Source organism: Nocardioides sp. Leaf285 (assembly GCF_001422955.1).
GTDB lineage: Bacteria > Actinomycetota > Actinomycetes > Propionibacteriales > Nocardioidaceae > Nocardioides > Nocardioides kribbensis.
In genome coordinates, this window is the sequence record NZ_LMNH01000004.1 from 153,972 (window position 1) to 174,717 (window position 20,746).

The 20,746-nt window shown below is 74.2% G+C and carries 21 protein-coding genes; 7 read left to right on the top strand and 14 right to left on the bottom strand.

Translation table 11 applies throughout. The features are described 5' to 3' along the window. Positions 1 to 30 precede the first annotated feature (30 nt). Together ASF47_RS15035 and ASF47_RS22115 are read left to right on the top strand one after the other, a co-directional pair. Positions 31 to 918 carry a 1,4-dihydroxy-2-naphthoate polyprenyltransferase gene (locus ASF47_RS15035; RefSeq protein WP_056864839.1) on the top strand — a complete coding sequence of 296 codons (888 nt, stop codon included), beginning with the start codon at positions 31 to 33 and terminating at the stop codon, positions 916 to 918. Positions 919 to 962: 44 nt separating this feature from the next. Beyond that, a complete protein-coding gene (locus tag ASF47_RS22115; RefSeq protein WP_264674774.1) occupies positions 963 to 1,097 on the top strand; it encodes a hypothetical protein in 135 nt (44 codons plus the stop codon). A 61-nt stretch (positions 1,098 to 1,158) separates the two neighbouring features. On the opposite strand, the gene ASF47_RS15040 is transcribed toward ASF47_RS22115, so the two are convergent. Next, complete coding sequence (locus ASF47_RS15040) at positions 1,159 to 1,470, bottom strand: DUF4229 domain-containing protein (RefSeq protein WP_056864840.1); 312 nt, start codon at positions 1,468 to 1,470, stop codon at positions 1,159 to 1,161. Positions 1,471 to 1,560: 90 nt separating this feature from the next. Here ASF47_RS15040 and ASF47_RS15045 point away from each other — a divergent pair, with 90 nt between their 5' ends. After that, positions 1,561 to 1,812, top strand: a complete 252-nt coding sequence (locus ASF47_RS15045; protein ID WP_056864841.1) for a hypothetical protein — start codon at positions 1,561 to 1,563, stop codon at positions 1,810 to 1,812. A gap of 69 nt (positions 1,813 to 1,881) precedes the next feature. Here the strand turns inward: ASF47_RS15045 and ccsB are convergent, their stop codons facing one another. From ccsB to hemL, 6 genes are read right to left on the bottom strand one after another with little or no spacing between them, the layout of a single operon-like run. Next, positions 1,882 to 2,925, bottom strand: coding sequence for a c-type cytochrome biogenesis protein CcsB (gene ccsB, locus ASF47_RS15050; RefSeq protein WP_056864842.1), 1,044 nt, complete (start codon positions 2,923 to 2,925; stop codon positions 1,882 to 1,884). Then, on the bottom strand, positions 2,922 to 4,565 hold the full coding sequence (gene resB / locus ASF47_RS15055; protein ID WP_228942714.1) for a cytochrome c biogenesis protein ResB: 1,644 nt from the start codon (positions 4,563 to 4,565) through the stop codon (positions 2,922 to 2,924). Before resB ends, ccsB begins: the two co-directional genes overlap by 4 nt. After that, entirely contained in the window at positions 4,562 to 5,317 is a 756-nt protein-coding gene (locus ASF47_RS15060) for a cytochrome c biogenesis CcdA family protein (protein ID WP_056864843.1), read from the bottom strand. Before ASF47_RS15060 ends, resB begins: the two co-directional genes overlap by 4 nt. Before the next feature lie 3 nt (positions 5,318 to 5,320). Further along, positions 5,321 to 5,902: a TlpA disulfide reductase family protein gene (locus ASF47_RS15065; protein WP_056864844.1), complete on the bottom strand. Its 582-nt coding sequence runs from the start codon at positions 5,900 to 5,902 to the stop codon at positions 5,321 to 5,323. Further along, positions 5,899 to 6,579, bottom strand: a complete 681-nt coding sequence (locus tag ASF47_RS15070; protein ID WP_056864845.1) for a histidine phosphatase family protein — start codon at positions 6,577 to 6,579, stop codon at positions 5,899 to 5,901. The genes ASF47_RS15065 and ASF47_RS15070 overlap by 4 nt, the downstream gene beginning before the upstream one ends. Continuing rightward, entirely contained in the window at positions 6,576 to 7,919 is a 1,344-nt protein-coding gene (hemL, locus tag ASF47_RS15075; protein WP_056864846.1) for a glutamate-1-semialdehyde 2,1-aminomutase, read from the bottom strand. Before hemL ends, ASF47_RS15070 begins: the two co-directional genes overlap by 4 nt. Before the next feature lie 293 nt (positions 7,920 to 8,212). Here hemL and ASF47_RS15080 point away from each other — a divergent pair, with 293 nt between their 5' ends. After that, complete coding sequence (locus ASF47_RS15080; protein ID WP_056864847.1) at positions 8,213 to 9,433, top strand: lytic transglycosylase domain-containing protein; 1,221 nt, start codon at positions 8,213 to 8,215, stop codon at positions 9,431 to 9,433. Positions 9,434 to 9,502: 69 nt separating this feature from the next. Here ASF47_RS15080 and hemB read toward each other — a convergent pair whose 3' ends face one another. From hemB to ASF47_RS15115, 7 genes are all read right to left on the bottom strand, one after another. Beyond that, the gene (hemB, locus tag ASF47_RS15085) at positions 9,503 to 10,480 is read right to left on the bottom strand and encodes a porphobilinogen synthase (protein WP_082500471.1); all 978 of its coding nucleotides are present in this window, start codon (positions 10,478 to 10,480) and stop codon (positions 9,503 to 9,505) included. Positions 10,481 to 10,527: 47 nt separating this feature from the next. After that, the gene (locus ASF47_RS15090; protein WP_056864848.1) at positions 10,528 to 12,207 is read right to left on the bottom strand and encodes a uroporphyrinogen-III synthase; all 1,680 of its coding nucleotides are present in this window, start codon (positions 12,205 to 12,207) and stop codon (positions 10,528 to 10,530) included. A 2-nt stretch (positions 12,208 to 12,209) separates the two neighbouring features. Beyond that, a complete protein-coding gene (gene hemC / locus ASF47_RS15095; protein WP_056864849.1) occupies positions 12,210 to 13,172 on the bottom strand; it encodes a hydroxymethylbilane synthase in 963 nt (320 codons plus the stop codon). Further along, entirely contained in the window at positions 13,169 to 14,482 is a 1,314-nt protein-coding gene (locus ASF47_RS15100; RefSeq protein ID WP_056864850.1) for a glutamyl-tRNA reductase, read from the bottom strand. Before ASF47_RS15100 ends, hemC begins: the two co-directional genes overlap by 4 nt. After that, positions 14,479 to 15,204, bottom strand: a complete 726-nt coding sequence (locus ASF47_RS15105; protein ID WP_056864851.1) for a redox-sensing transcriptional repressor Rex — start codon at positions 15,202 to 15,204, stop codon at positions 14,479 to 14,481. The genes ASF47_RS15100 and ASF47_RS15105 overlap by 4 nt, the downstream gene beginning before the upstream one ends. A 252-nt stretch (positions 15,205 to 15,456) precedes the next feature. Continuing rightward, on the bottom strand, positions 15,457 to 15,717 hold the full coding sequence (locus ASF47_RS15110) for a glutaredoxin family protein (RefSeq protein WP_082500379.1): 261 nt from the start codon (positions 15,715 to 15,717) through the stop codon (positions 15,457 to 15,459). Continuing rightward, positions 15,714 to 17,399 (bottom strand): AMP-binding protein, encoded by a 1,686-nt coding sequence (locus ASF47_RS15115; protein ID WP_056864852.1) that lies wholly within the window; start codon positions 17,397 to 17,399, stop codon positions 15,714 to 15,716. Before ASF47_RS15115 ends, ASF47_RS15110 begins: the two co-directional genes overlap by 4 nt. Positions 17,400 to 17,462: 63 nt before the next feature. Between ASF47_RS15115 and ASF47_RS15120 the strand changes: the two genes are divergently transcribed. The 3 genes from ASF47_RS15120 (at position 17,463) to ASF47_RS15130 (ending at position 20,708) form a co-directional block, all read left to right on the top strand. Continuing rightward, complete coding sequence (locus ASF47_RS15120) at positions 17,463 to 18,347, top strand: HAD family hydrolase (protein WP_200919146.1); 885 nt, start codon at positions 17,463 to 17,465, stop codon at positions 18,345 to 18,347. A gap of 161 nt (positions 18,348 to 18,508) precedes the next feature. Further along, entirely contained in the window at positions 18,509 to 19,285 is a 777-nt protein-coding gene (locus ASF47_RS15125) for a sigma-70 family RNA polymerase sigma factor (protein WP_056864853.1), read from the top strand. Positions 19,286 to 19,490: 205 nt separating this feature from the next. After that, positions 19,491 to 20,708: a DUF5667 domain-containing protein gene (locus ASF47_RS15130; protein ID WP_056864854.1), complete on the top strand. Its 1,218-nt coding sequence runs from the start codon at positions 19,491 to 19,493 to the stop codon at positions 20,706 to 20,708. Positions 20,709 to 20,746: the final 38 nt, after the last annotated feature.

Here is a 20,746-nt window from a genome sequence, read left to right on the forward strand (position 1 = left end):
CGCGCGAGCCGCGGCTGGTTGAATCCTCCGGTGGCCACCCCCTCCGACTGGATCGCCGGCGCGCGCCCGCGCACCCTGCCCGCCGCCGTCTCCCCGGTGCTCGCCGGCACGGGCGTCGCCGCCTTCGTCGACGAGGCGATGTGGTGGAAGGCCGTGCTCGCCCTCGTGGTGAGCCTGGCGCTGCAGGTCGCGGTCAACTACGCCAACGACTACTCCGACGGCATCCGCGGCACCGACGACGACCGGGTCGGGCCGATGCGGCTGGTCGGGTCGGGCGCGGCGCCCGCCGCCGCGGTCAAGCGGGCCGCCTTCCTCGCCTTCGGCGTGGCCGGGGTCGCCGGACTGGTGCTCGCGGCCACCACCGCCTGGTGGCTCGTCGCGGTCGGCCTGGTCAGCATCGTGGCCGCCTGGTACTACACCGGCGGCTCGAACCCCTACGGCTACCTCGGCCTGGGCGAGGTCATGGTCTTCGTCTTCTTCGGCCTCGTCGCCGTCGTCGGCACGACCTACGTGCAGACCGCGTCGCTGGCGGCCGGCGACCTCGCCGCGGCGCTCGCCGCCGCCGTCGGCATCGGTGCCCTGGCCTGCGCCATCCTCGTGGTCAACAACCTGCGCGACATCCCCTCCGACACCCTCGCCGGCAAGCGCACCCTCGCGGTCAAGCTCGGCGAGCGCCGCACCCGCCGGCTCTACGTCGGGCTCGTGGGGCTCGCGGCCCTGGCCGTCGTGGCCCTCGCCGCGCTCACCACCTGGTGGGCGATGCTCGGTCTCGGCTTCCTGGTCGTGGCCGCCCGCGGGGTGCGCACCGTGCTCGGCGGGGCCGTCGGCCCGGGCCTGATCCCCGTGCTGGCCTCGACCGGGGCCGGCGAGCTGGCCTGGGCCGTGCTCACCGCCGTGCCGCTGCTCGTCCTCGCCTGACCCGGCGCGACCGGGCACGACCTGGCCCGACCTACGCTGGCGGCATGGGTTTCCTGATCTTCGTCCTCGTCGTGGTCGCCGCCGTCGCCGCCTGGAAGTTCCGGGTGCCGCTGATGGCGAAGGTGCTCGGGCAGTCCGAGAGCCGCGTGCAGCGCTCGATCGACCGCCGCAAGCGCTGACCCACGGCCTCGCGGGCGCCGGCCGGGTCGGCCGCGCGAGGGGTGGGACGCGGGCGCCGGGTCAGGCGCGGGGCGCCTCGCCGGCGTCGCTGCGCCGCTGCTCGTCCTCGGCGTCCTCGGCGTCCTCGCGCGCCTTGATCTCCTCGAAGCGGCTGGCCGCGCGGCGGGCCCGCTCGTCGACGCGCCGGGCGAAGGCCTCGCGCGGGCCGTTGAGCAGGAAGTAGGAGCCGATGCCGCTGATGACGAAGGCGAGCACGAAGGACCACAGCAGGTTGGCCTGACCGGCGACGCTGAGCCACACGCCCATGACGACGGCCAGCGAGGCCGCGAAGAGGACCAGGCGCAGGGCGGTGTAGACGACGAACTCCTTCACGCCCCCAGGGTAGCCCGCACCCGGCACCGGCCCCGAGGCGACCGGTCGCGGTCGCGGGCCCGGTGACCACCGGGCACCTACGCTGGAGGGGTGCTCAAGTTCCTGCTGGTGATCGCCGTCTTCGCCCTCGCGACGTACCTCACGATCCGCGTCATCCAGCGCCGCGGCCTGCTCGAGCAGGGCCCGCAGCGCCCGGCGGCGCGGCCGTCGCGGCCCGCACCCAAGGGCCCCAAGCCCAAGCCCCGGATCGTCGCTCCCGACGACGACGAGGACTTCCTGCGCGACCTCGACCGCAAGCGGCTGCACCCCGACGACCCGGACAGCCCGCCCGCGACCACCTGAGCCGCGACCACCTCAGCCGCGCGACCCGCGCTCGCGCGGGCCCCGCCCCTCAGGGCGGACCGCAGGGGGTCAGGCCCCGCCGGCCAGCACCGGCGCCTCGGCGACCACGGGGGCCGGCTCCGGGGCGGCGTAGCTGTGCTGCGAGGTCGTGGAGAAGAAGTTGATCCCGATGAAGTTGAACCACAGCGTGGCGGTGCCGAGCAGCGCGAGGTAGGCGGCGTTGCGACCCTTCCAGCCGGCCGTGGAGCGGGCGTGGAGGTAGGCGGCGTAGACGACCCAGGTGATGAACGCCCACACCTCCTTGGGGTCCCAGTTCCAGTAGTTCGACCAGGCCTGGTGGGCCCAGATCGGGCCGGTGATGAGCACCGCGAAGGTCCACACCGGGAACGCGAAGGCGTGCAGGCGGTAGGACACCCGGTCGAGCACGGCCAGCGACGGCACCCGCGAGAGGTAGCCGGTGGACGACTCACGGCCCTTGGTGATCGAGCGCTCCTTGAGCAGGTAGAGCACCGAGCAGATGCCGCCGAGGCTGAAGGCGCCGGTCGCGATCACGGCCGAGACCACGTGGATGACCAGCCAGGGCGAGTTGAGGGCCTCCGTGAGCGGGGAGACCGGGGCGTAGAGCCAGATGACGTCGACCATGAGCAGCACGAGCACGAAGCCGACGACGAGCGGGGCCATCCAGCTCAGCCCGAGGCGCCGACGCATCACGACGTAGAGCAGGGTCACCACGAAGGTGCCCGAGAGCGTGAACTCGTACATGTTGCCCCACGGCACCCGGTTGGGGTCGGCGGCCATCCCGCGCGCGAGCAGCGAGACGGCGTGCACCAGGCCCGCGACCACGGTCAGCGAGAAGCCGATGCGCCCGAAGAGGTCGATGCGGTGCTCGTGGTCGGGGCCCTCGGACCCCGCGGCCGGCTCGGCGCTCGCGCCGTACGCCGGGGCGGCCGGGCCGCCCGCGCCGACCGTCGCGGTCTCCCGCGCGCCGGCCTCCACGGGCACCTTGCGCAGCGCGCTCCACTCGACCAGGTGGGCCAGCAGGGCCAGGAAGTAGACCAGCCCTGCGGCGGCCACGGCCTGGTTGCTCAGGGCCTCCCATGCACTGTCGCTCACGACGTCTTCTCCTCGGTGGTTGCGGGTCCGGCGCCGTCGGCACCGGGGGTGTGGCCGGGGGTGGCCCCGGGACGGAGGTCGGCGACCAGCTGCTGGAGCACGACGCCCACGTCGCCGCCGCCGGAGCGGTCGAGCGCGGCCACCTCGACCAGTGTGCTCCCCCCCTCGCGACGCGCCCGCAGCCAGACGCGACGCGGGCGGATGAAGAGGGAGCCGAGCAGGCCGAGCAGGGCCAGGCAGACGCCGATGAGGGCGACCTCCTTGCCGGGGGTCTGGCTGATCTGGATGCGGTTCCACCGCTCGAGGCCCTCGAAGGTCACCGTGCCCAGCCCGTCGGGCAGGGTCTCGGTCTGGCCCTCCTGCAGGTCGAGGCGGAAGGGCGAGCCGTCGGCCTTGGTGACCAGCTCGGCGTCGGCCTTGTCGAGCACGTAGACCGACTGCGACTGGCCCTGGTCGAGGCCGAGGTCGCCGGTGTAGACCTGCATCGACAGCGTGGGGTTGTTGGCCTCGCCCATGACGTTGACCGGGTCGCCCTCCACGTTGATGAAGGTGGGGTAGAACAACCCCTCCAGGCCGATCTGCCCCGGCTGGGCGTCGGCGGCCTTGACCACGCCGAAGGACAGGAAGTCGGGGCTCTGCGGCAGGAAGATCGTCGGCCCGCTGTAGACCTCGTTGCCCTCGCCGTCGCGCACCGTGATGACGGGGGCGTAGCCGTGGCCGATGAGGAAGATCTCGGTGTCGTCGATCTGCAGCGGGTGGTTGACGCGCAGGTCGTACTCGGTGGGGGCGTCGTCGAGGCCCTCGACGTAGGAGACGTGGCTGACGAAGCCGCGGGCCTGGCCCTGGGCCGGGCCGCTGTCGAGCCAGTCCACGTCGAAGGAGTCGACGTCGAAGGCGAAGTCGTCGAGCTGGTCGGCCCCGAAGAGGGTGCCGGGCACGAAGTCGTCGTACTGCGTGAGCCGGTTGGTGAAGCCGGCGTCGTCGCCGACGAGCAGGATCACGCCGCCCTTGTAGCCCAGCAGGCTGCCCACGGCGAAGCCGACCAGCACCACCACCACCGAGAGGTGGAAGACCAGGTTGCCGGCCTCGCGCAGGTAGCCGCGCTCGGCGCTCACGGCGTCCTCGCCGTCGCGGGCCGGGCGCACGCGGTAGCCCCGCTTGGCCAGCAGGCGCCGGGCGCGCTCCTCGACCTCGGCGACGTCCTCGTCGGTGGTGTAGCTGGTGCTGTCGGGCAGCCGGGTCAGGTTGCGCGGGGCCGCCGGCGGCACGGCGCGCAGGCCGCGCCAGTAGTGGAACGTGCGCGGGATGATGCAGCCGATGAGCGAGATCATCAGCAGGATGTAGATCGCCGCGAACCACGGCGAGCCGTAGACGTCGAAGAGGCTCAGACGCTCGTAGATCGGCGTGAGCGTGGGGTGGGCGTCCTTCCAGTTCGACGTCTTGAGCGCGTCGACGCCCTCCTGCGGCACGATCGAGCCCGGCACGGCGGCCAGGGCCAGCACCAGCAGGAGGATGAGCGCGGTGCGCATCGAGGTGAGCTGGCGCCAGCCGAAGCGCAGCAGCTCGCCCAGGGTCAGCTCGCCGGCACGCCGCGGCGGCGGCGTGGCGCCGGAGGCGCGCTCCTTCGTCGCGGTGCTCACACGCTCACCTGGTAGCCCGAGACGAGGTGGATCTGGAGCCAGGCGACCATCTCGCCCCAGGCACCGGTGAGCAGGAGCACGCCCACCAGCAGCAGCATGCCGCCGCCGATGCGGGTGACGACCTGCTGGTGGCGGCGCACGAAGGCCAGCGCGCCGAGCGCCCGGCGCCACACGAGCGCGGCGACGATGAAGGGCAGGCCCAGGCCGAGGGAGTAGAGCCCCATCAGCAGGCCCCCGCGGGCGGCCGTGCCCTCGTTGAAGGCGAGGGTGAAGATGACGCCCAGGGTCGGGCCCATGCAGGGCGCCCAGCCGACGCCGAAGAGGAAGCCCAGCACCGGTGCGGCGGCCAGGCCGACCGCGGGCACCTTGTGCACCCGCAGGTCGCGGGCCAGGAAGGGCACCAGCCCGAGGAAGGCCAGGCCCAGCACGATGGTGACCACCCCCAGCACGACCTCGAGCAGCCGCTGGTTGACGATCAGCCAGCCCCCGACCGAGCCGCTGGCCATGCCGATGAGCACGAAGACCACCGAGAAGCCGAGCACGAAGAGCACCGCGCCCGCGAGCATGCGCCCGCGGCGCACGTCGCCGCTGGCGATGTCGGCGCCCGAGAGCCCCGTGGCGTAGGAGAGGTAGCCGGGCAGCAGCGGCAGCACGCAGGGCGAGAAGAAGGAGACCAGCCCCGCGATCACCGCCACCGGGACGGCGAGCAGCAGCGAGCCGGAGAAGGCCGTCTGGCCGAACCAGTCACCCACGCCTCAGCCCTCCTCGACGACCGTCTCGACCACGTCGAGGAGGGTCTGCTTGCTCGGGATCTCGCCGCTGATCACCGCGGCCACCCGGCCCTCGGTGTCGAGCACCGCGGTGGAGGGCATCGTCTGGGGCGCGACCGAGCCCGAGAAGGCCAGCAGCGCCCGCCCGTCGGGGGCGTAGATCGAGGGGTAGTCGACGCCGCGCGCCCGCTCGAAGGTCGCGGCCTGGGTGGCGCTGGTGTCGCGGATGTTGATGCCCACGAAGTCGACGCTGTCGCCGAGCTCGCGGTCGGCCTCGGTGAGCAGCGGCATCTCGGTGCGGCAGGGCCCGCAGCCGCTCCACCACACGTTGACCACCGTCACGGTGCCCGGCTCGATGCTGACCGTGCCGCCCGTGGTCGTGGGCTGGTCGCGCAGCACCACGGGCTCCTCGCGCTCGTCGGGGGCGTACTCGGAGACCGCGCCCCCGCCCTGGATGTAGGTGACCCCGTCGTCGGTGCCGCGCAGCGACGAGCAGCCCGCGGTGCCGAGCACCACCGAGCAGGCCAGGGCCAGGCCGGCCGTGAGCCGGCGCGCGCGAGGGGTCATGACGGCTTCGACTCCTCCGTGGTGCCGCCGGCGGAGAAGGGCGCCGACCGGTCGCCGACCGGGATCAGGTCGCCGGCGGGCTCGGAGTAGGAGACCTGGGTCAGCCGGTCGCCGACGAAGTGCAGCGAGGTCAGCGAGCAGAGCGTGCAGGTGCGGCTCTTGGGGTGGTGGAGGAAGGAGCGCTTCTCCGCGGCCAGCCGGGTGGTCCAGATGGGCAGCTGGTGGGAGACCACGACCGCCTCGTGACCGGCCGCGGCGATCCGCGCGTCGTGGACCGCCGACATCATCCGCGCGACGATGTCGGTGTAGGGCTCGCCCCAGGAGGGCTTCCAGGGGTTCCACAGGTGGCGCCACGTCGCGGGGTTGCGCAGGGCGTTCCTGCCCGCCCCGAACTGCTCGCCCTCGAACTTGTTGGTCGACTCGATGACCCGCGGGTCGGTGACGACGTCGAGGCCACGGGCCTGCGCCAGCGGCTGCGCCGTCTCCTGGGCCCGCTCCAGCGGCGAGACCCGCAGGTGGACGATGTCGCGGTCCTTGATCGTGTCGGCGACCTTCTCGGCCATCCGCACCCCGAGCGCGGAGAGGTGGAAGCCGTCGCGGCGTCCGTAGAGCACGCCCTCGGGGTTGTGCACCTCACCGTGGCGCATCAGGTGGACGATCGTGTCGGGGCTGCTCATGCGACGCTCCTCGCGGCGGCGGCCGCACGGGCGGCGTGGGGCAGGGCGTCGAGCACGGTCTGCACGGCGCGGTCGTCGTGGGCGGCGGAGAGGAACCACGCCTCGTAGGCCGACGGCGGGAGGTAGACGCCGCGCTCGAGCATCGCGTGGAAGAAGGCGGCGTAGGCGGGGGCGTCGGTGCGCGAGGCGTCCTCGAAGTCGCGGACCGGGCCCTCGGTGAGGAACACCGAGAACATCGTGCCGGTGGCCTGCACGACGTGCGGCAGGCCGACCGTCGTGAGCGCCTCGGCGGCCGCGACCTTGATCGTCTCGGCGGCGGCGCCGATGTGGGCGTAGACCTCGTCGGTGGCCAGGCGCAGCGTGGCCAGACCGGCCGTGGTCGCGACCGGGTTACCCGACAGGGTGCCGGCCTGGTAGACCGGCCCCTCGGGCGAGAGCTGCGACATCACGTCGGCTCGACCCCCGAAGGCCGCCGCCGGGAAGCCCCCGCCCATCACCTTGCCGAAGGTGATCAGGTCGGGGCGCCAGCCCTCGACCTTGCCGTCGAGGCCCCACTGGCCCTCGCGGGTCACCCGGAAGCCGGTCATCACCTCGTCGCTCACGAAGAGCGCGCCGTGGCGGGTGCAGGTCTCGGCCAGGAAGCGGTTGAAGCCCGGCTCGGGGGGAACGACGCCCATGTTGCCCGGCGAGGCCTCGGTGACCAGGCAGGCGATGCGGTCGCCGTGCTCGGCGAAGACCCTCTCCACCGCCGCCCGGTCGTTGTAGGGCAGCACCAGCGTCAGCTCGGTCGAGGAGGCCGGCACGCCGGGGGTGCCCGGCACGGCGAAGGTGGCGAGACCCGAGCCGGCCGAGGCCAGGAGGGCGTCGACGTGGCCGTGGTAGCACCCGGCGAACTTCACGACGACGTCGCGACCGGTGAAGCCGCGGGCCAGCCGGATGGCCGACATGGTGGCCTCGGTGCCGGAGGAGACGAAGCGGACCTTGTCGACCGGCGTGCGCGCGACGATCTCCTCGGCCAGCAGGACCTCGGGCTCGGTCGGGGTGCCGTACGACGTGCCGCGCGCCACCGCGGCCTGCACCTGCGACATCACCTCGGGGTGGGCGTGGCCGAGCAGCATCGGGCCCCAGGAGCAGATGAGGTCGACGTAGTCGTTGCCGTCGACGTCGGTGAGCCAGGCCCCGCTGGCCGAGCGGATGAAGCGGGGGGTGCCTCCGACGGCGTTGAAGGCGCGCACCGGGGAGTTCACACCACCGGGGGTCACCGCGTGGGCCCGGGCGAAGAGCTCTCCGGAGGCCGTGGGCGGTGCGGGCGGGTGGGCGTCGGTGGGTGCGGGACTCACGCCCTCATCATCCCTCGCGGCGCCAACGACACGAAGTCGCGGCGGGCCCCGGAGCGACCAAGCCGTGACCGGGAGCACACCGAACCACCTGCCGGACACCTCCTCGGCGCGCCGGAGGGGGCGTTTGCGGGCCGACCGGGCCGGGGAGGATGCCCGGGCGGACGGAGAATGTGACCCACGCGACGGATCCTGGGATTCCTACCGGTCCGTAACCTGGACGTGACATCCTCCGTTAGGTCCGTCACAGGTGCTTGAGGGAGCACGACGAGCGACACCACCGGGAGACGAGAAGCATGGCAGCGAAGAAGACCGCACGCGTCAAGAGCGTGACCGCCCTGGTCCCGCTCGCGCTCGTGTCGGCGGCCTGGACCGCCTCGCTGGTCGGCCCCGCAGCCACCACCGTCCCCGTGTCGGCCGAGCTCGCCGACCCCACCTCCCTGCCCGACGGCTCGACCGTGCCGGCGCAGGCCATCGAGGCGCCGGCCTCGGTCTCCGGCGGCGGCTCCCTCGCCGGGCTCGCCGACGGCCTCGACGGCCGCCGCGCCCAGCAGGCCGTCTCCACCGCCTCCAGCTCCGGCATCCCGTCGGCCGCGCTGGCCGCCTACCAGCGCGCCGAGACCGTCATCAACGCCGCCGACAAGTCCTGCAACCTGCCGTGGCAGCTGGTCGCGGCCATCGGTCGCGTCGAGTCCAACCACGGCCAGTACGCCGGCAACACCCTCGACGCCGACGGCGTCGCCCAGCCCGGGATCTACGGCATCGCCCTCAACGGGCGCAACAACACCCAGGCCATCTCCGACACTGACGCCGGGGAGCTGGACAACGACACGCAGTGGGACCGCGCCGTCGGCCCGATGCAGTTCATCCCGTCCACCTGGCGCTCGGTCGGCGTCGACGCCGACGGCGACGGTCGGCGCGACCCGCAGGACGTCGACGACGCCGCGCTCGGCACGGCGGTCTACCTCTGCTCCGGCAGCGACGACCTGTCGACCACCGCGGGCCAGGAGGCCTCGGTCTTCCGCTACAACCGCTCCGACGACTACGTGCAGCTCGTGCTGTCGATCATGGACGCCTACACCGACGGCGACTACACCTCGGTGCCGAGCTCGACCACCGCGGCCGGCGTGATCATGCCCGACCCCGACTACACCCCGCCGAAGCCGCCGCCGGCCCGCGGCCCCAGCCAGGGCGGCGGCCAGCCGCAGGCGCAGCCGCAGCAGCCCCAGGTCGACTCGACCCCGCAGGCCGAGGACCCGGCTCCCACCACCCCGCCGAAGGGCGACGGCGGGCCCACCGGCCCGACCAACCCCACCACCCCCGGTGGGGGCGGCAACGGCCCGCAGCTGCCGGTGCCCGACCTCCCCGACCTGCCCGAGACCGGCGTCGAGCCCGTCGACGACGTGCTCACCGTGGCCCAGGCGATCGTGCAGTGCACCCTCGAGGGCCTGCTCGACAACCCGCTGAGCAGCACCGACAAGTTCGACCAGTGCGTCGAGGACTACACGACGCCCTGATCGTGACCGGGGCCCGCCCGGCCCTCGGTCCGGCCCCCGCCCCACCGGCGGGGCCGGGCGGGCACGAGGTCAGCGGCGCAGCAGCCGGGCCGCCTCGGCGGCCCAGTAGGTGAGCACCACGTCGGCGCCGGCGCGCCGGATCGAGGTCAGCGTCTCCAGGATCGCGGGCTCGCGGTCGATCCAGCCGCGCGCGGCGGCCGCCTCGACCATGGAGTACTCCCCCGAGATGTTGTAGGCCGCCACCGGCACCCGCACGGCGTCGCGCACCTGGCGCAGCACGTCGAGGTAGGCCAGCGCCGGCTTCACCATCACCATGTCGGCGCCCTCCTCGACGTCGAGGAGCGCCTCCCGCACGCCCTCGCGGGCGTTGGCGCCGTCCTGCTGGTAGGTGCGCCGGTCGCCCTGGAGGGAGGAGTCCACGGCCTCGCGGAAGGGGCCGTAGAAGGCGGAGGCGTACTTCGTGGAGTAGGCCAGGATCGACACGTCGGTGTGCTCGGCGGCGTCGAGCGCCTCACGGATGACCCGCACCTGGCCGTCCATCATGCCGCTGGGGCCGACCATGTCAACGCCGGCGTGGGCCTGGGCGCGCGCCATCTCGGCGTAGATCGCCAGGGTGCGGTCGTTGTCGACGCGCCCGTCGGGGGTGAGCACCCCGCAGTGGCCGTGGTCGGTGAACTCGTCGAGGCACAGGTCGCTCATGACGGTCAGCGCGTCGCCCACCTCGCCCACCACGTCGGTGATGGCCAGGTTGAGGATCCCCGCGGGATCGAGCGCACCCGAGCCGGTGGCGTCCTTGTGCTCGGGCACGCCGAAGAGCATCACCCCGCCCAGGCCGAGCTCGGCGGCCTCGGCGACCGCGCCGAGCAGGCTCGAGCGCGAGTGCTGCACGACGCCGGGCATCGAGGTGATCGGCACGGGCTCGGAGAGCCCCTCGCGCACGAAGAGCGGCAGCACGAGCTGGCGCGGCTCCAGGGAGGTCTCCGCGACCATGCGGCGCAGGGCCGGCGTCGTGCGCAGCCGCCGGGGCCGGATGGTCGGTCCGGCCACCGGCGGGTGGACGACGGGGTCCGTCGGGCCCCCGGGCGCGGCCGGGCTCACTCCGCGCGGACCTTGCGCGAGCGCGCCGACGGCTTGCGGTCGGAGGGCCGCGTGACGGCCTGGCCCTGCTCCACCATGGCGGCCCGGCGCGCGGCGCCGAAGTCGGCCAGCGCGTCGACCAGCTCCTCGACGTCGGGCTTGGGCGACATGACGTCGACGCGCAGCCCGTGCTCCTCGGCGGTCTTGGCCGTGGCGGGGCCGATGACGCCGATCACCGTGGAGGGGTGCGGCTTGCCGGCGATGCCGACCAGGTTGCGCACCGTGGAGGAGGAGGTGAAGACCACGGCGTCGAACTTGCCGGTCTTGATGGCGTCGCGGGTCGGCGCCGGCGGCGGGGTGGCGCGCACCGTGCGGTAGGCCGTGACGTCGTCGCACTCCCAGCCCAGGTCGATCAGGCCGGCCACGAGGTTCTCGGTGGCGATGTCGGCGCGCGGCAGGAAGACCCGGTTGATCGGGTCGAGGACGTCGTCGTACTCGGGCCAGTCGGCCAGCAGGCCGGCGGCCGACTGCTCGCCGGAGGGCACCAGGTCGGCCCTCAGGCCCCAGGCCGCGATCGCGGCCGCGGTCTTGTCGCCGACCGCGGCGATCTTCAGCCCGGAGAAGGCGCGGGCGTCGAGGCCGTACTCCTCGAACTTCTCGCGCACGGCCTTGACGGCGTTGACCGAGGTGAAGGCGATCCACTCGTAGCGGCCCTCGACCAGGCCGCGCACGGCCTTGTCCATCTGCAGCGGGTTGCGCGGCGGCTCCACCGAGATCGTCGGGACCTCCTCGGGCACCGCGCCGTAGCCGCGCAGCCGGGTGGAGAGGACGCCGGCCTGGTCCTTGGTGCGCGGCACGAGCACGCGCCAGCCGAAGAGCGGCTTGGTCTCGAACCACGACAGCGTCTCGCGCAGGTCGACGACCTTGCCGATGACCGTGACGGCCGGCGGGCTCATCCGGGCGGCGCGCGCGTCGGCGGCGATGTGCTCCAGCGTCGAGCAGACCGTCGACTGGGTCGTGGTCGTGCCGACGCGGGTCATGGCGACCGGCGTCGAGGCCGGGCGACCGGCGGCCATCAGGGCCTTGCTGATCTCGCCGATCATGCCGACGCCGGAGAGCAGCACCAGGGTGCGGTCGTCGGCGTACTGGCTCCAGTCAACGCTGGCGTCGCACGTGACCACGGCGACCTCGCGGTGGTCCTTGGTGGTCAGCGGGATGCCGGCGTAGGCGGGCACGGCGCTGACCGAGGAGACGCCCGGCACGATCTCGAAGCCGAGGCCGGCCTTGGCGCAGGCCTGCGCCTCCTCGGGGCCGGAGGCGTAGAGGAAGGGGTCGCCGGTCATGAGGCGCACCACGCGGCGTCCGCGCTTGGCCTGCTTGACGACGACCTTGGCGCGCGCGGCGTGGGTCAGCGGCTGGCCGTCCTCGCCGAAGCCGCCGTCGACCATCTCGGGCCCGACCGGCTCGGGGGCGGGCTCGCCGTCGGCCGGCTCCACGGGCTCGGGCAGGCCGAGCAGCGTGCGCACGAGCGCGACGTGCTCGGGGGACTCGGTGACGACCACGTCGGCCTGGCGCACGAGGTCGACGGCGCGCACGGTCAGCAGGTCGGGGTCACCCGGGCCGCTGCCGACGAACGACACCCAGCCCCGGCTCGGGCTGGTCGTGGCGCTGGTCTGGCTGGACTTGGCTCGCGTCATGCTCATGAGTCCCTGTCTGGATCGGTATCGATGGCTGGGCCTGGCTGGTCCAGCTGTCCTGCCCCGTCGGCGAGCATCTCCTGCGCCAACCGGGTGCCGACGCCGACGGCGTCGGAGGTGCTCCCGGATGCGGACTTCCGCACCGAGAGGGTTCCGTCGAGCGAGAGCGCCACGGCCCTCACCCACAGCTCGTCGCCGTCCTCGCCCTCGACGACGTCCGCGAGGGCGCCGATGGGGGCCGAGCAGCCGCCCTCGAGGGTGGCCAGGACGGCGCGCTCCGCCTCGACCGCGGCCCGGGTGGGGGCGTGGTCGAGCGCGGCCAGGTCGGTGGCGAGGGGGTCCTCGGCGCGGCACTCCACGGCCAGCGCGCCCTGCCCGGGGGCGGGCAGCACCTGCAGCGGGTCGAGCACCTCGCTGACCTCCTCGAGCCGGTGGATCCGGGCCAGCCCGGCCCGCGCCAGGACGACGGCGTCGACGTCGCCCGCGCGCACCTTGGCGATGCGCGAGTCGACGTTGCCACGGACGCCGACGACGTCCAAACCGAGGCCGAGCGCGTGCAGCTGGGCGGCGCGGCGCGGCGAGCCCGTGCCGACCCGGCTGCCGACCGGCAGCTCGCCGAGGGTCAGCCCGTCGCGGCCCACGACGACGTCGCGCGGGTCCTCGCGCTCGGGTACGGCGACCAGCGCGATGCCGGCGGCGGGGTAGGTGGGGAGGTCCTTGAGCGAGTGGACGGCCACGTCGACGTCGCCGCGCAGCAGGGCGTCGCGCAGGGCGCCGACGAAGACCCCGGTGGAGCTCGACTGCACCAGCGGGGTGCCGGCGGCCTGGCTGCGGTCGCCCTCGGTGGTGACCTCGACGAGCACCACCTCGCGGCCCAGCAGGTCGCGCACCAGGTCGGCCACGGTGCCAGCCTGGGTGGTGGCCAGCAGCGAGCGGCGCGTGCCCACGCGCACGGGGGCGCTCACGCGGAGCCCCGGCGGGCGTCGTCGGGCACGGCGGGGCGGGTCACGGCCGAGACCGCCTCGGGGTCGAGGGCGAAGAGCTCGGCGAGCGCCGCGGCGTAGGAGACCGCGCCGGCCTCGTTGGCCAGCTCGCGCACGCGCACGGTCGGCTCGTGGAGCAGCTTGTCGGCCACCCGGCGCACCGTGTGGAGGATCTCGGCGCGCGCCGCCTCGTCGAGGTCGGGCAGGCGGTTGCCGAGCCGGGTCATCTCGGCGTCGACCACCGAGGTGGCCATCGAGCGCAGCGCGACGACCGTCGGGGTGACGCTGGCCTGGCGGCGGGCGGTGAGGAAGGCCGCGACCTCCTGGGTGACGATGCTGCGCACGGCGGCGACCTCGAGACCCGCGTCGGAGTCCTGCACCTCGGAGGCCAGCTCGGCGAGGTTGACCAGGGTGACGCCCGGCAGGTCGGCCACCGCGGGGTCGACGTCGTGGGGCAGCGCGAGGTCGAGCAGCACCAGCGGGCGGCCGTCGGGCCGCGCGGCCGCGACCATGTCGCGGGTGACGAGCACCCCGGTGGCGCCGGTGCACGTGACGACCACGTCGGCGTGGGCGAGCTCGGCGCCGAGCTCCGAGAGCGAGGCGGGGCGCGCGTCGTACTCGCGGGCCAGGCGGCGGGCGCGCTCCGGGGTGCGGTTGAGCACGACGACCTCGCCGGCCTCCAGCCGGCTCACCGTGGCCACCGACAGACCGGCCATGGCCCCGGCGCCCAGCACCAGCACGCGGCGGCCGGCGACCTCGCCGATCTCGTCGCGGGCGCGCGCGAGTGCGGCGGTCACCAGCGAGGGGGCGGCCTGGTCGATGTCGGTCTCGGCGCGCGAGCGCTTGCCGACGCGCAGGGCCTGCTGGAAGAGCACGTTGAGGGAGGTGCCCACCGTGCCGAGCTCCTGGCCCAGGCGCAGCGCCTCGCGGGTCTGGCCGAGGATCTGGCCCTCGCCGACGGCCATCGAGTCGAGGCCGGCCGCGACCTGGAAGAGGTGGGAGACCGCGCCGTCGTCGTAGTGCACGTAGAGGTGCGGCAGCATCGTCTCGGTCGCCTCGCCCGCGCGGTCGACCAGCAGCGTCGACAGCTCCTCGACCGAGCCGTGGAAGCGGTCGACGTCGGCGTAGACCTCGAGCCGGTTGCAGGTGGAGATGACGGTGGCCTCGGTGACGTGGTCGCACGAGGCGACGTCGTGGACGAGCTTGGCCACCCCGTCGCGGTCGAGCGCCACCTGCTCCAGCAGCGAGACCGGGGCGGAGTTGTGGGAGATCCCCACGACCAGGACGCTCATGCCGTCTCCTCTCGGACCAGCTCGTCGTGAGCCGGGTCGCCGGGGCCCGTCGTCGCGGGCGTCGCCTCGCCCTGGGCCTTGCGCTGCTCGTGGTAGGCGAGGATCTGCAGCTCGATGGACAGGTCGACCTTGCGCACGTCGACCCCCGTGGGCACCGACAGCACGGTCGGTGCGAAGTTCAGGATGCTGGTGATGCCGCAGCCGACCATGCGGTCGGCGACGTCCTGGGCGGCGACCGCCGGTGTCGCGATGACGCCGATCGCCACGCCGTGCTCGCGCACGATCGCCTCCAGGTCGACGAAGGGGCGCACGTCGATGCCGGCGACGACCTCGTCGTGGCGGCTCGGGTCGGCGTCGAGCAGGGCCACCACCCGGAAGCCGCGGCTGCGGAAGCCGGAGAAGTTCGCCAGGGCGTGGCCCAGGTTGCCGATGCCGACGATGACGACGGGCCAGTCCTGCTCCACGCCGATCTCGCGGGCGATCTGGTAGCGCAGGTAGTCGACGTCGTAGCCGACGCCGCGCGTGCCGTAGGAGCCGAGGTAGGACAGGTCCTTGCGCAGCTTGGCGCTGTTGACGCCGGCCGCGCCGGCCAGCTCCTCGCTGGAGCAGGTGCGGGTGCCGGCCTCGACGAGGCTCGTGAGCGCGCGCAGGTACACGGGGAGTCGCGCCACGGTGGCCTCGGGGATGTCCCGGGACGCCTCGGGGGAAGTCCGTGCGGTCACTGCTCTGTCTCCATGCCCAGCCGCGGACGGCGGGGGCCTGACAGCCCGGATTCGCTTCGCGGCGAATTCACTGTAGGAGTTTGTGAACGGGAGAACAAACCGGCCGTACGCCGCTCCCGCAGCCCGCCCGCCGCCTCTCCCGCGCCGTGCCGCGGGGCCTCGCGCCGCACGGGCGCGACCCGGGCTAGCACATGTGAGATGACCCACGCGCACGGGGTCGGTCCTGGGCGGGGCCCGGCGGCCCCGGGCGGGTCAGCCCCGGGTGAGCGCGGCCCGCAGCCGGGTCGGGTCGACGCGCCAGAAGTCGTGGCGGCGACCGTCGACCGTCGTGACCGGCACCTCGTCGCCGTACGCCTCGACGAGGGCGGGGTCGTCGTCGATCCACACCTCCTCGAACTGCTCGCCGAGCTCGGCGCACACCTGCGCCACGACCCCGCGCGCCTGCTCGCACAGGTGGCAGCCCGGCCGCGAGTAGATCCGCACCCGCGGCGCCGCAGGACTCACGGGGCTCACGGGGCCGACCCCTCGGCCCGGCGGCGCTCGGCGGCGCGCAGCACGCCCTTCTGCACCTTGCCGGTCACCGTCAGCGGGAGCGCGTCGACGACCTCGATGCGGGTCGGGCGCTTGAAGCGCGCCAGGCGCAGGTCGCAGCGGAAGCGGATCGCGGCCACGACCTCCTCGGGCACCTGCCCGGGCGCGCGCACGTAGGCGACGACCGTCTCGCCCGTGGCGGGGTCGGGGCTGGCCACGACGGCCACCTCCCGCACGCCGACGACCTCGCGCACGACGTCCTCGACCTCGGCGGGGTAGACGTTGAAGCCCGACACGATGACGACCTCCTTGACCCGGTCGACGAGGAAGAGGTCGCCGCTCGCGTCGAGGAAGCCGACGTCGCCCGTGGCCCACCAGCCCTCGGCGTCGGGCCCGTCGCTGCCGTCGGGCCAGTAGCCGCTGAAGAGGTTGGCGCCGCGCAGGTGGATCTCGCCGGGGTCCTCGCCCTCCGGCGTGCCACCGGCCTCGTCGACCAGGCGCAGCTCGATGCCGGGCAGGGCGGCGCCGACCGAGCCTGCCTGGAGGCGCCGGCTGCACAGCGTGCTGGTGACGATCGGCGCGGCCTCGGTCAGCCCGTAGCCCTGGTGCACGACCACCCGGGTGCGGCCGAAGACCTCCTCCACCAGCTCCGGCGCGAGGGGGGCCGCCCCGGAGAGCAGCAGGCGGACGGGTCCGAGCCGCTCCTCGAGGTGCTCGTCGTGGCGCCAGGCCGCGAAGACCGGCGGTGCCACGGGCACGACGCTGCACGCCTGGTCCTCGATCAGGTCGAGCGCGTCGAGCGGGTCGAAGCGGTCGACCAGCACCAGCTTGGCGCGGTGGCGCAGCACCCCGCCGAGCACGGCGTTGAGGCCGTAGACGTGGAAGAGCGGGAGGGCGCCGAGCACGACGTCGTCGCCGTGGATCATCGGCGGGTCCACCGCCGCGACCTGCTCGAGGTTGGCCCGCAGCGCGCGGTGGCTGAGCATCGCGGCGCGGGGGCGGCCGGAGGTGCCGCTGGTGTAGAGCAGCACGGCGAGGGCCTCGGGGTCGCGCAGGGGTGGGTGGGGCCTCGAGGGCGCGGAGGCCCGCAGGTGGTCGTAGGACCGCTCGCCCGGTCGCAGCGTGGCCCCCACGACGACCAGCCGCGGACGCCGGGCCCGCGCCAGCACCTCGGGGGGCACGGGCGGCGAGGTGTCGCCGGCGGGGTCGGCGGGGTCGGCGGGGTCGGCGGGGTCGGCGGGGTCCTGCGCGTCGAGCAGCGCGGTCAGCCGGGCCACGGCCTCGCGGACCCGGGTGACCGAGCCGGCGTCGGCGAGCACCAGTCGCGAGCCGCTGTCGGCGAGCGTGCGCACCAGCTCGTCGCGACTGCCCCGGGGGTTGACCGGCACGACCACGGCCTGCACCCGCAGGGCCGCGAGGTAGGCGACCACGAACTCGATGCGGTTGCCGAGGGCCAGCATGATCCGGTGTCCGGCCACGACACCGGCGGCCCCGAGGCCGGTGGCGACCCGCCCGACCTCGTCGTCGAGCTCGGCCCAGGTGACGCCGCGGGCCTGCGGGCCCTCGGCCTCGACGACGGCCAGCTTGTCGGGGCTGCGGCTGGCGGCCAGGCCGAGCAGGCCGCTGAGACCCGCCTCGGAGGCGGCGTCGGACGGCGTCGGCATGCGGGCGATCTTCCCACACGGCGCAGGGTGGGAGACCGACGCCACATCTCCTAGTCTGGTCTCGTGACACCCCCGGCCGAGCGGCGCACGCTCCCCAACCTGCAGCAGCGCTCGACGCTGGCCGGCGAGGCCGCGGCCGCGGCCGCCGAGGTGGAGACCGCCCTGCACATGCCGGCCGACCCGCTGCGTGCGGCCTTCTTCGACGTCGACAACACCGTGATGCAGGGCGCGAGCATCTTCCACCTGGCCCGCGGGCTGCACCGGCGCAAGTTCTTCACCACCCGCGAGATCGTCGGGGCCGCCTGGAAGCAGGCCTACTTCCGGGTGGTGGGCGTGGAGGACCCCGACCACGTCGCCGAGGCCCGCAACTCCGCGCTCGGCTTCATCGCCGGTCACACCGTGACCGAGCTGGAGGAGCTCAGCGAGGAGATCTTCGACGAGGCCATGGCCCACCGCATCTGGCCCGGCACCCGGGCCCTCGCCCAGCTCCACCTCGACCAGGGGCAGCGGGTCTGGCTGGTCACGGCCGCACCGGTCGAGATCGCCCGCATCATCGCGCGACGGCTCGGGCTGACCGGCGCGATGGGCACGGTGGCCGAGACCGAGGACGGCGTCTACACCGGCCGCCTGGTGGGCGACATGCTGCACGGCCCGGCCAAGGCCGAGGCGGTGCGCGCCCTGGCGACCCGGGAAGGCCTCGACCTCTCCCTGTGCTCGGCCTACTCCGACTCCTTCAACGACCTGCCGATGCTCTCGATGGTCGGCGACGCCTGCGCCATCAACCCCGACTCCCGGCTGGCCCACCACGCCCGCGAGCAGGGCTGGCGCGTCCGCGACTACCGCACCGGGCGCAAGGCCGCCCGCGCCGGGCTGCTCGTCGGTGCCGCCGCCGGGGCCGTCAGCGGCACCGTCGCCGCCGGCGTCGCGGTGCGCGGCCGCCGCGGCTGACCCTCCGGAGTCGTCGGCGCCGCTTGCCGGCGTCGACACCGCCCGACCCGGAGATGTAACTCCGTGTCACATTTCATTTGCCCGATTCCATTCCCACCGGCTCCGCGGCGTCCTACCATCGAGTGGCTCTGTGGGGGAGCACGTGGGGAGGACGCAGCGACATGCCGTGGGACGCCGATGACGTCGCGCGCGGGCTCGACGCCCTGCGTGTCGCGGTCGCGACCCTGCTGGCCCCCACGCCCCTCCTGGCCCCCGACGGCCCCGCCTGGTCCGCCCTGCGCACCGAGGCCGCCGGCGCCGACGACCGTCCCGGGGTCCCCGGGGCCGGGGGCCCCGGAGGCTTCGGCGACGGCGACCTGGCCACGTCGTCGGAGGAGTCGGAGGCCGACCGCACGCGCCTCATCGCGCTGGTCGAGCTGGCCCGCGGTGGCGACAGCGAGGCCTTCGGCCTGCTCTACGACCACTACCACGTCGCGGTCTACCGCTTCCTCTACTACCGCACCCGGTCCTCCTCGCTGGCCGAGGACCTCACCTCCGAGACCTTCTTCCGGGCGCTGCGGAGCATGCAGAACTTCCGCTGGCAGGGCAAGGACTTCGGCGCCTGGCTGATGACCATCGCGCGCAACCTGGCCACCGACCACTTCAAGGCCGGTCGCACCCGCCTCGAGCTGACCACCGAGGACATGGGTCAGCACGACGACGCGACCGAGAGCCCGGAGGCCACCGTGCTCGCGGGCCTGACCAACGAGATGCTGGTGAGCGCGCTCGGCGAGCTCCCCGACGAGCAGCGCGACTGCCTGGTGATGCGCTTCCTGCAGGGCATGAGCATCGCCGAGACCGCAGCCGTGCTCGGCCGCAGCGACGGCGCGATCAAGCAGCTCCAGCTGCGCGGCGTGCGCAACCTGGCCAAGCTGATGCCCGAGGGGATCCGCGACTGATGACCGCCTCCGCCGCCTCCCTCCCCCGCTTGCGCAGCGTGCCTGCCCGAGTGCCTGCACCCTGCTGCGATCCCGTGGCGATCGCCTCGTCACGAGGCGTAACCTTCGCGCCCGGCGCGTCGTTCTCCCTGGTGTCGGCCCACCGCGCGTCCGGCGCCCCGACCCATCTGCCGAGCCCCTCGGCGACGACGACAGGACAGCAGGGATGAGCACCGGTCACCGCGACGCCTTCCGCCCGGCACGACGCCGCGCGGAGGAGTTCGCCCGTCTCGTCGAGGACTCCTCGACCGGCCGGGCCGACGCGGCGCGCCACGCCGAGCTGCTCGCCCTCGTCGAGGCCCTGCGCGCCGAGCCCGTCCCCGAGCCGCGGCCCGACTTCGTGCTCGACCTGCGCGAGCGGCTGATGACCGCGGCGGCCTCGGAGCTGGTCGCCACGCGCACGTCCCCCGCGGTCGTCGACCGCCTCACCGTCGCTCCCCGCCACGGCCGTCGCGAGCGGCGCCTCGCCGCCGCCATCGGTGGTCTCGCGGTCGTCGGCGCCACCTCCACGATGGCCGTGGCCGCCCAGAGCGCGCTGCCCGGTGACGTGCTCTACCCGCTCAAGCGCGCGATCGAGAACGCCCACACCGGCGTCAGCGTCGGCGACGACGACAAGGGCGCCACGCTCCTGGCCAACGCCTCGGGCCGTCTGGCCGAGGTCGACCAGCTGAGCCGCTCCGGCGAGGTCGAGGACACCGCGGTGATCGCCCGCACCCTCGACGACTTCGCGGTCCAGGCCGCCGAGGCCGGCGACCTGCTCATCGGCGACTACGCCGAGACCGGTCGGGAGGGCTCGATCACCGAGCTCAAGGACTTCACCGCCACCAGCCTGGCCGACCTCGACGCCCTCTCGGGCCTGCTGCCCGAGGAGACCCGGGGCTCCCTCGTGCGCGCCGGCGACGTGCTCGCCACCATCGACGCGCAGGTCGACCAGCTGTGCCCGGCCTGCGCCGGCGAGGGGATCACCCGGATCCCGTCGTGGCTGCTGCAGGCCGTCGGCCGGCTCAGCGACGACGTGCTCACCGCCGGCACCGGCGCGCGCGCCGACTCCGAGACCACCCGTCCCCGTCAGCGCCAGCAGCCGCTGGGTCCCGGCAGTGTCACGGTGCCGCCGCAGGGCGGCCAGACCGGCCCCACCGAGGTGCTCCCCAGCCCCTCCCCCGGTGGCGGTGGCGGCGACGACGGCTCCCCCTCCACCGGCGGCGGCAAGGACCCCCTCACCGACCTCCTCGACGGCGACGAGCCCGTCTCGGGTCCCGGCGGCGGCGACGTGGGTGAGGACCTCGGCGAGGTCGTCGACGACCTCGAGGACACCGTGGGCGGCGTCGTCGGTGGTGTGGGTGGCGTCGTGGGCGGTCTGACCGACCCGCTCACCGGCGGCTGATCGACTCCGACCACCCGGGCCGCGCCTGCCGGTTCCGG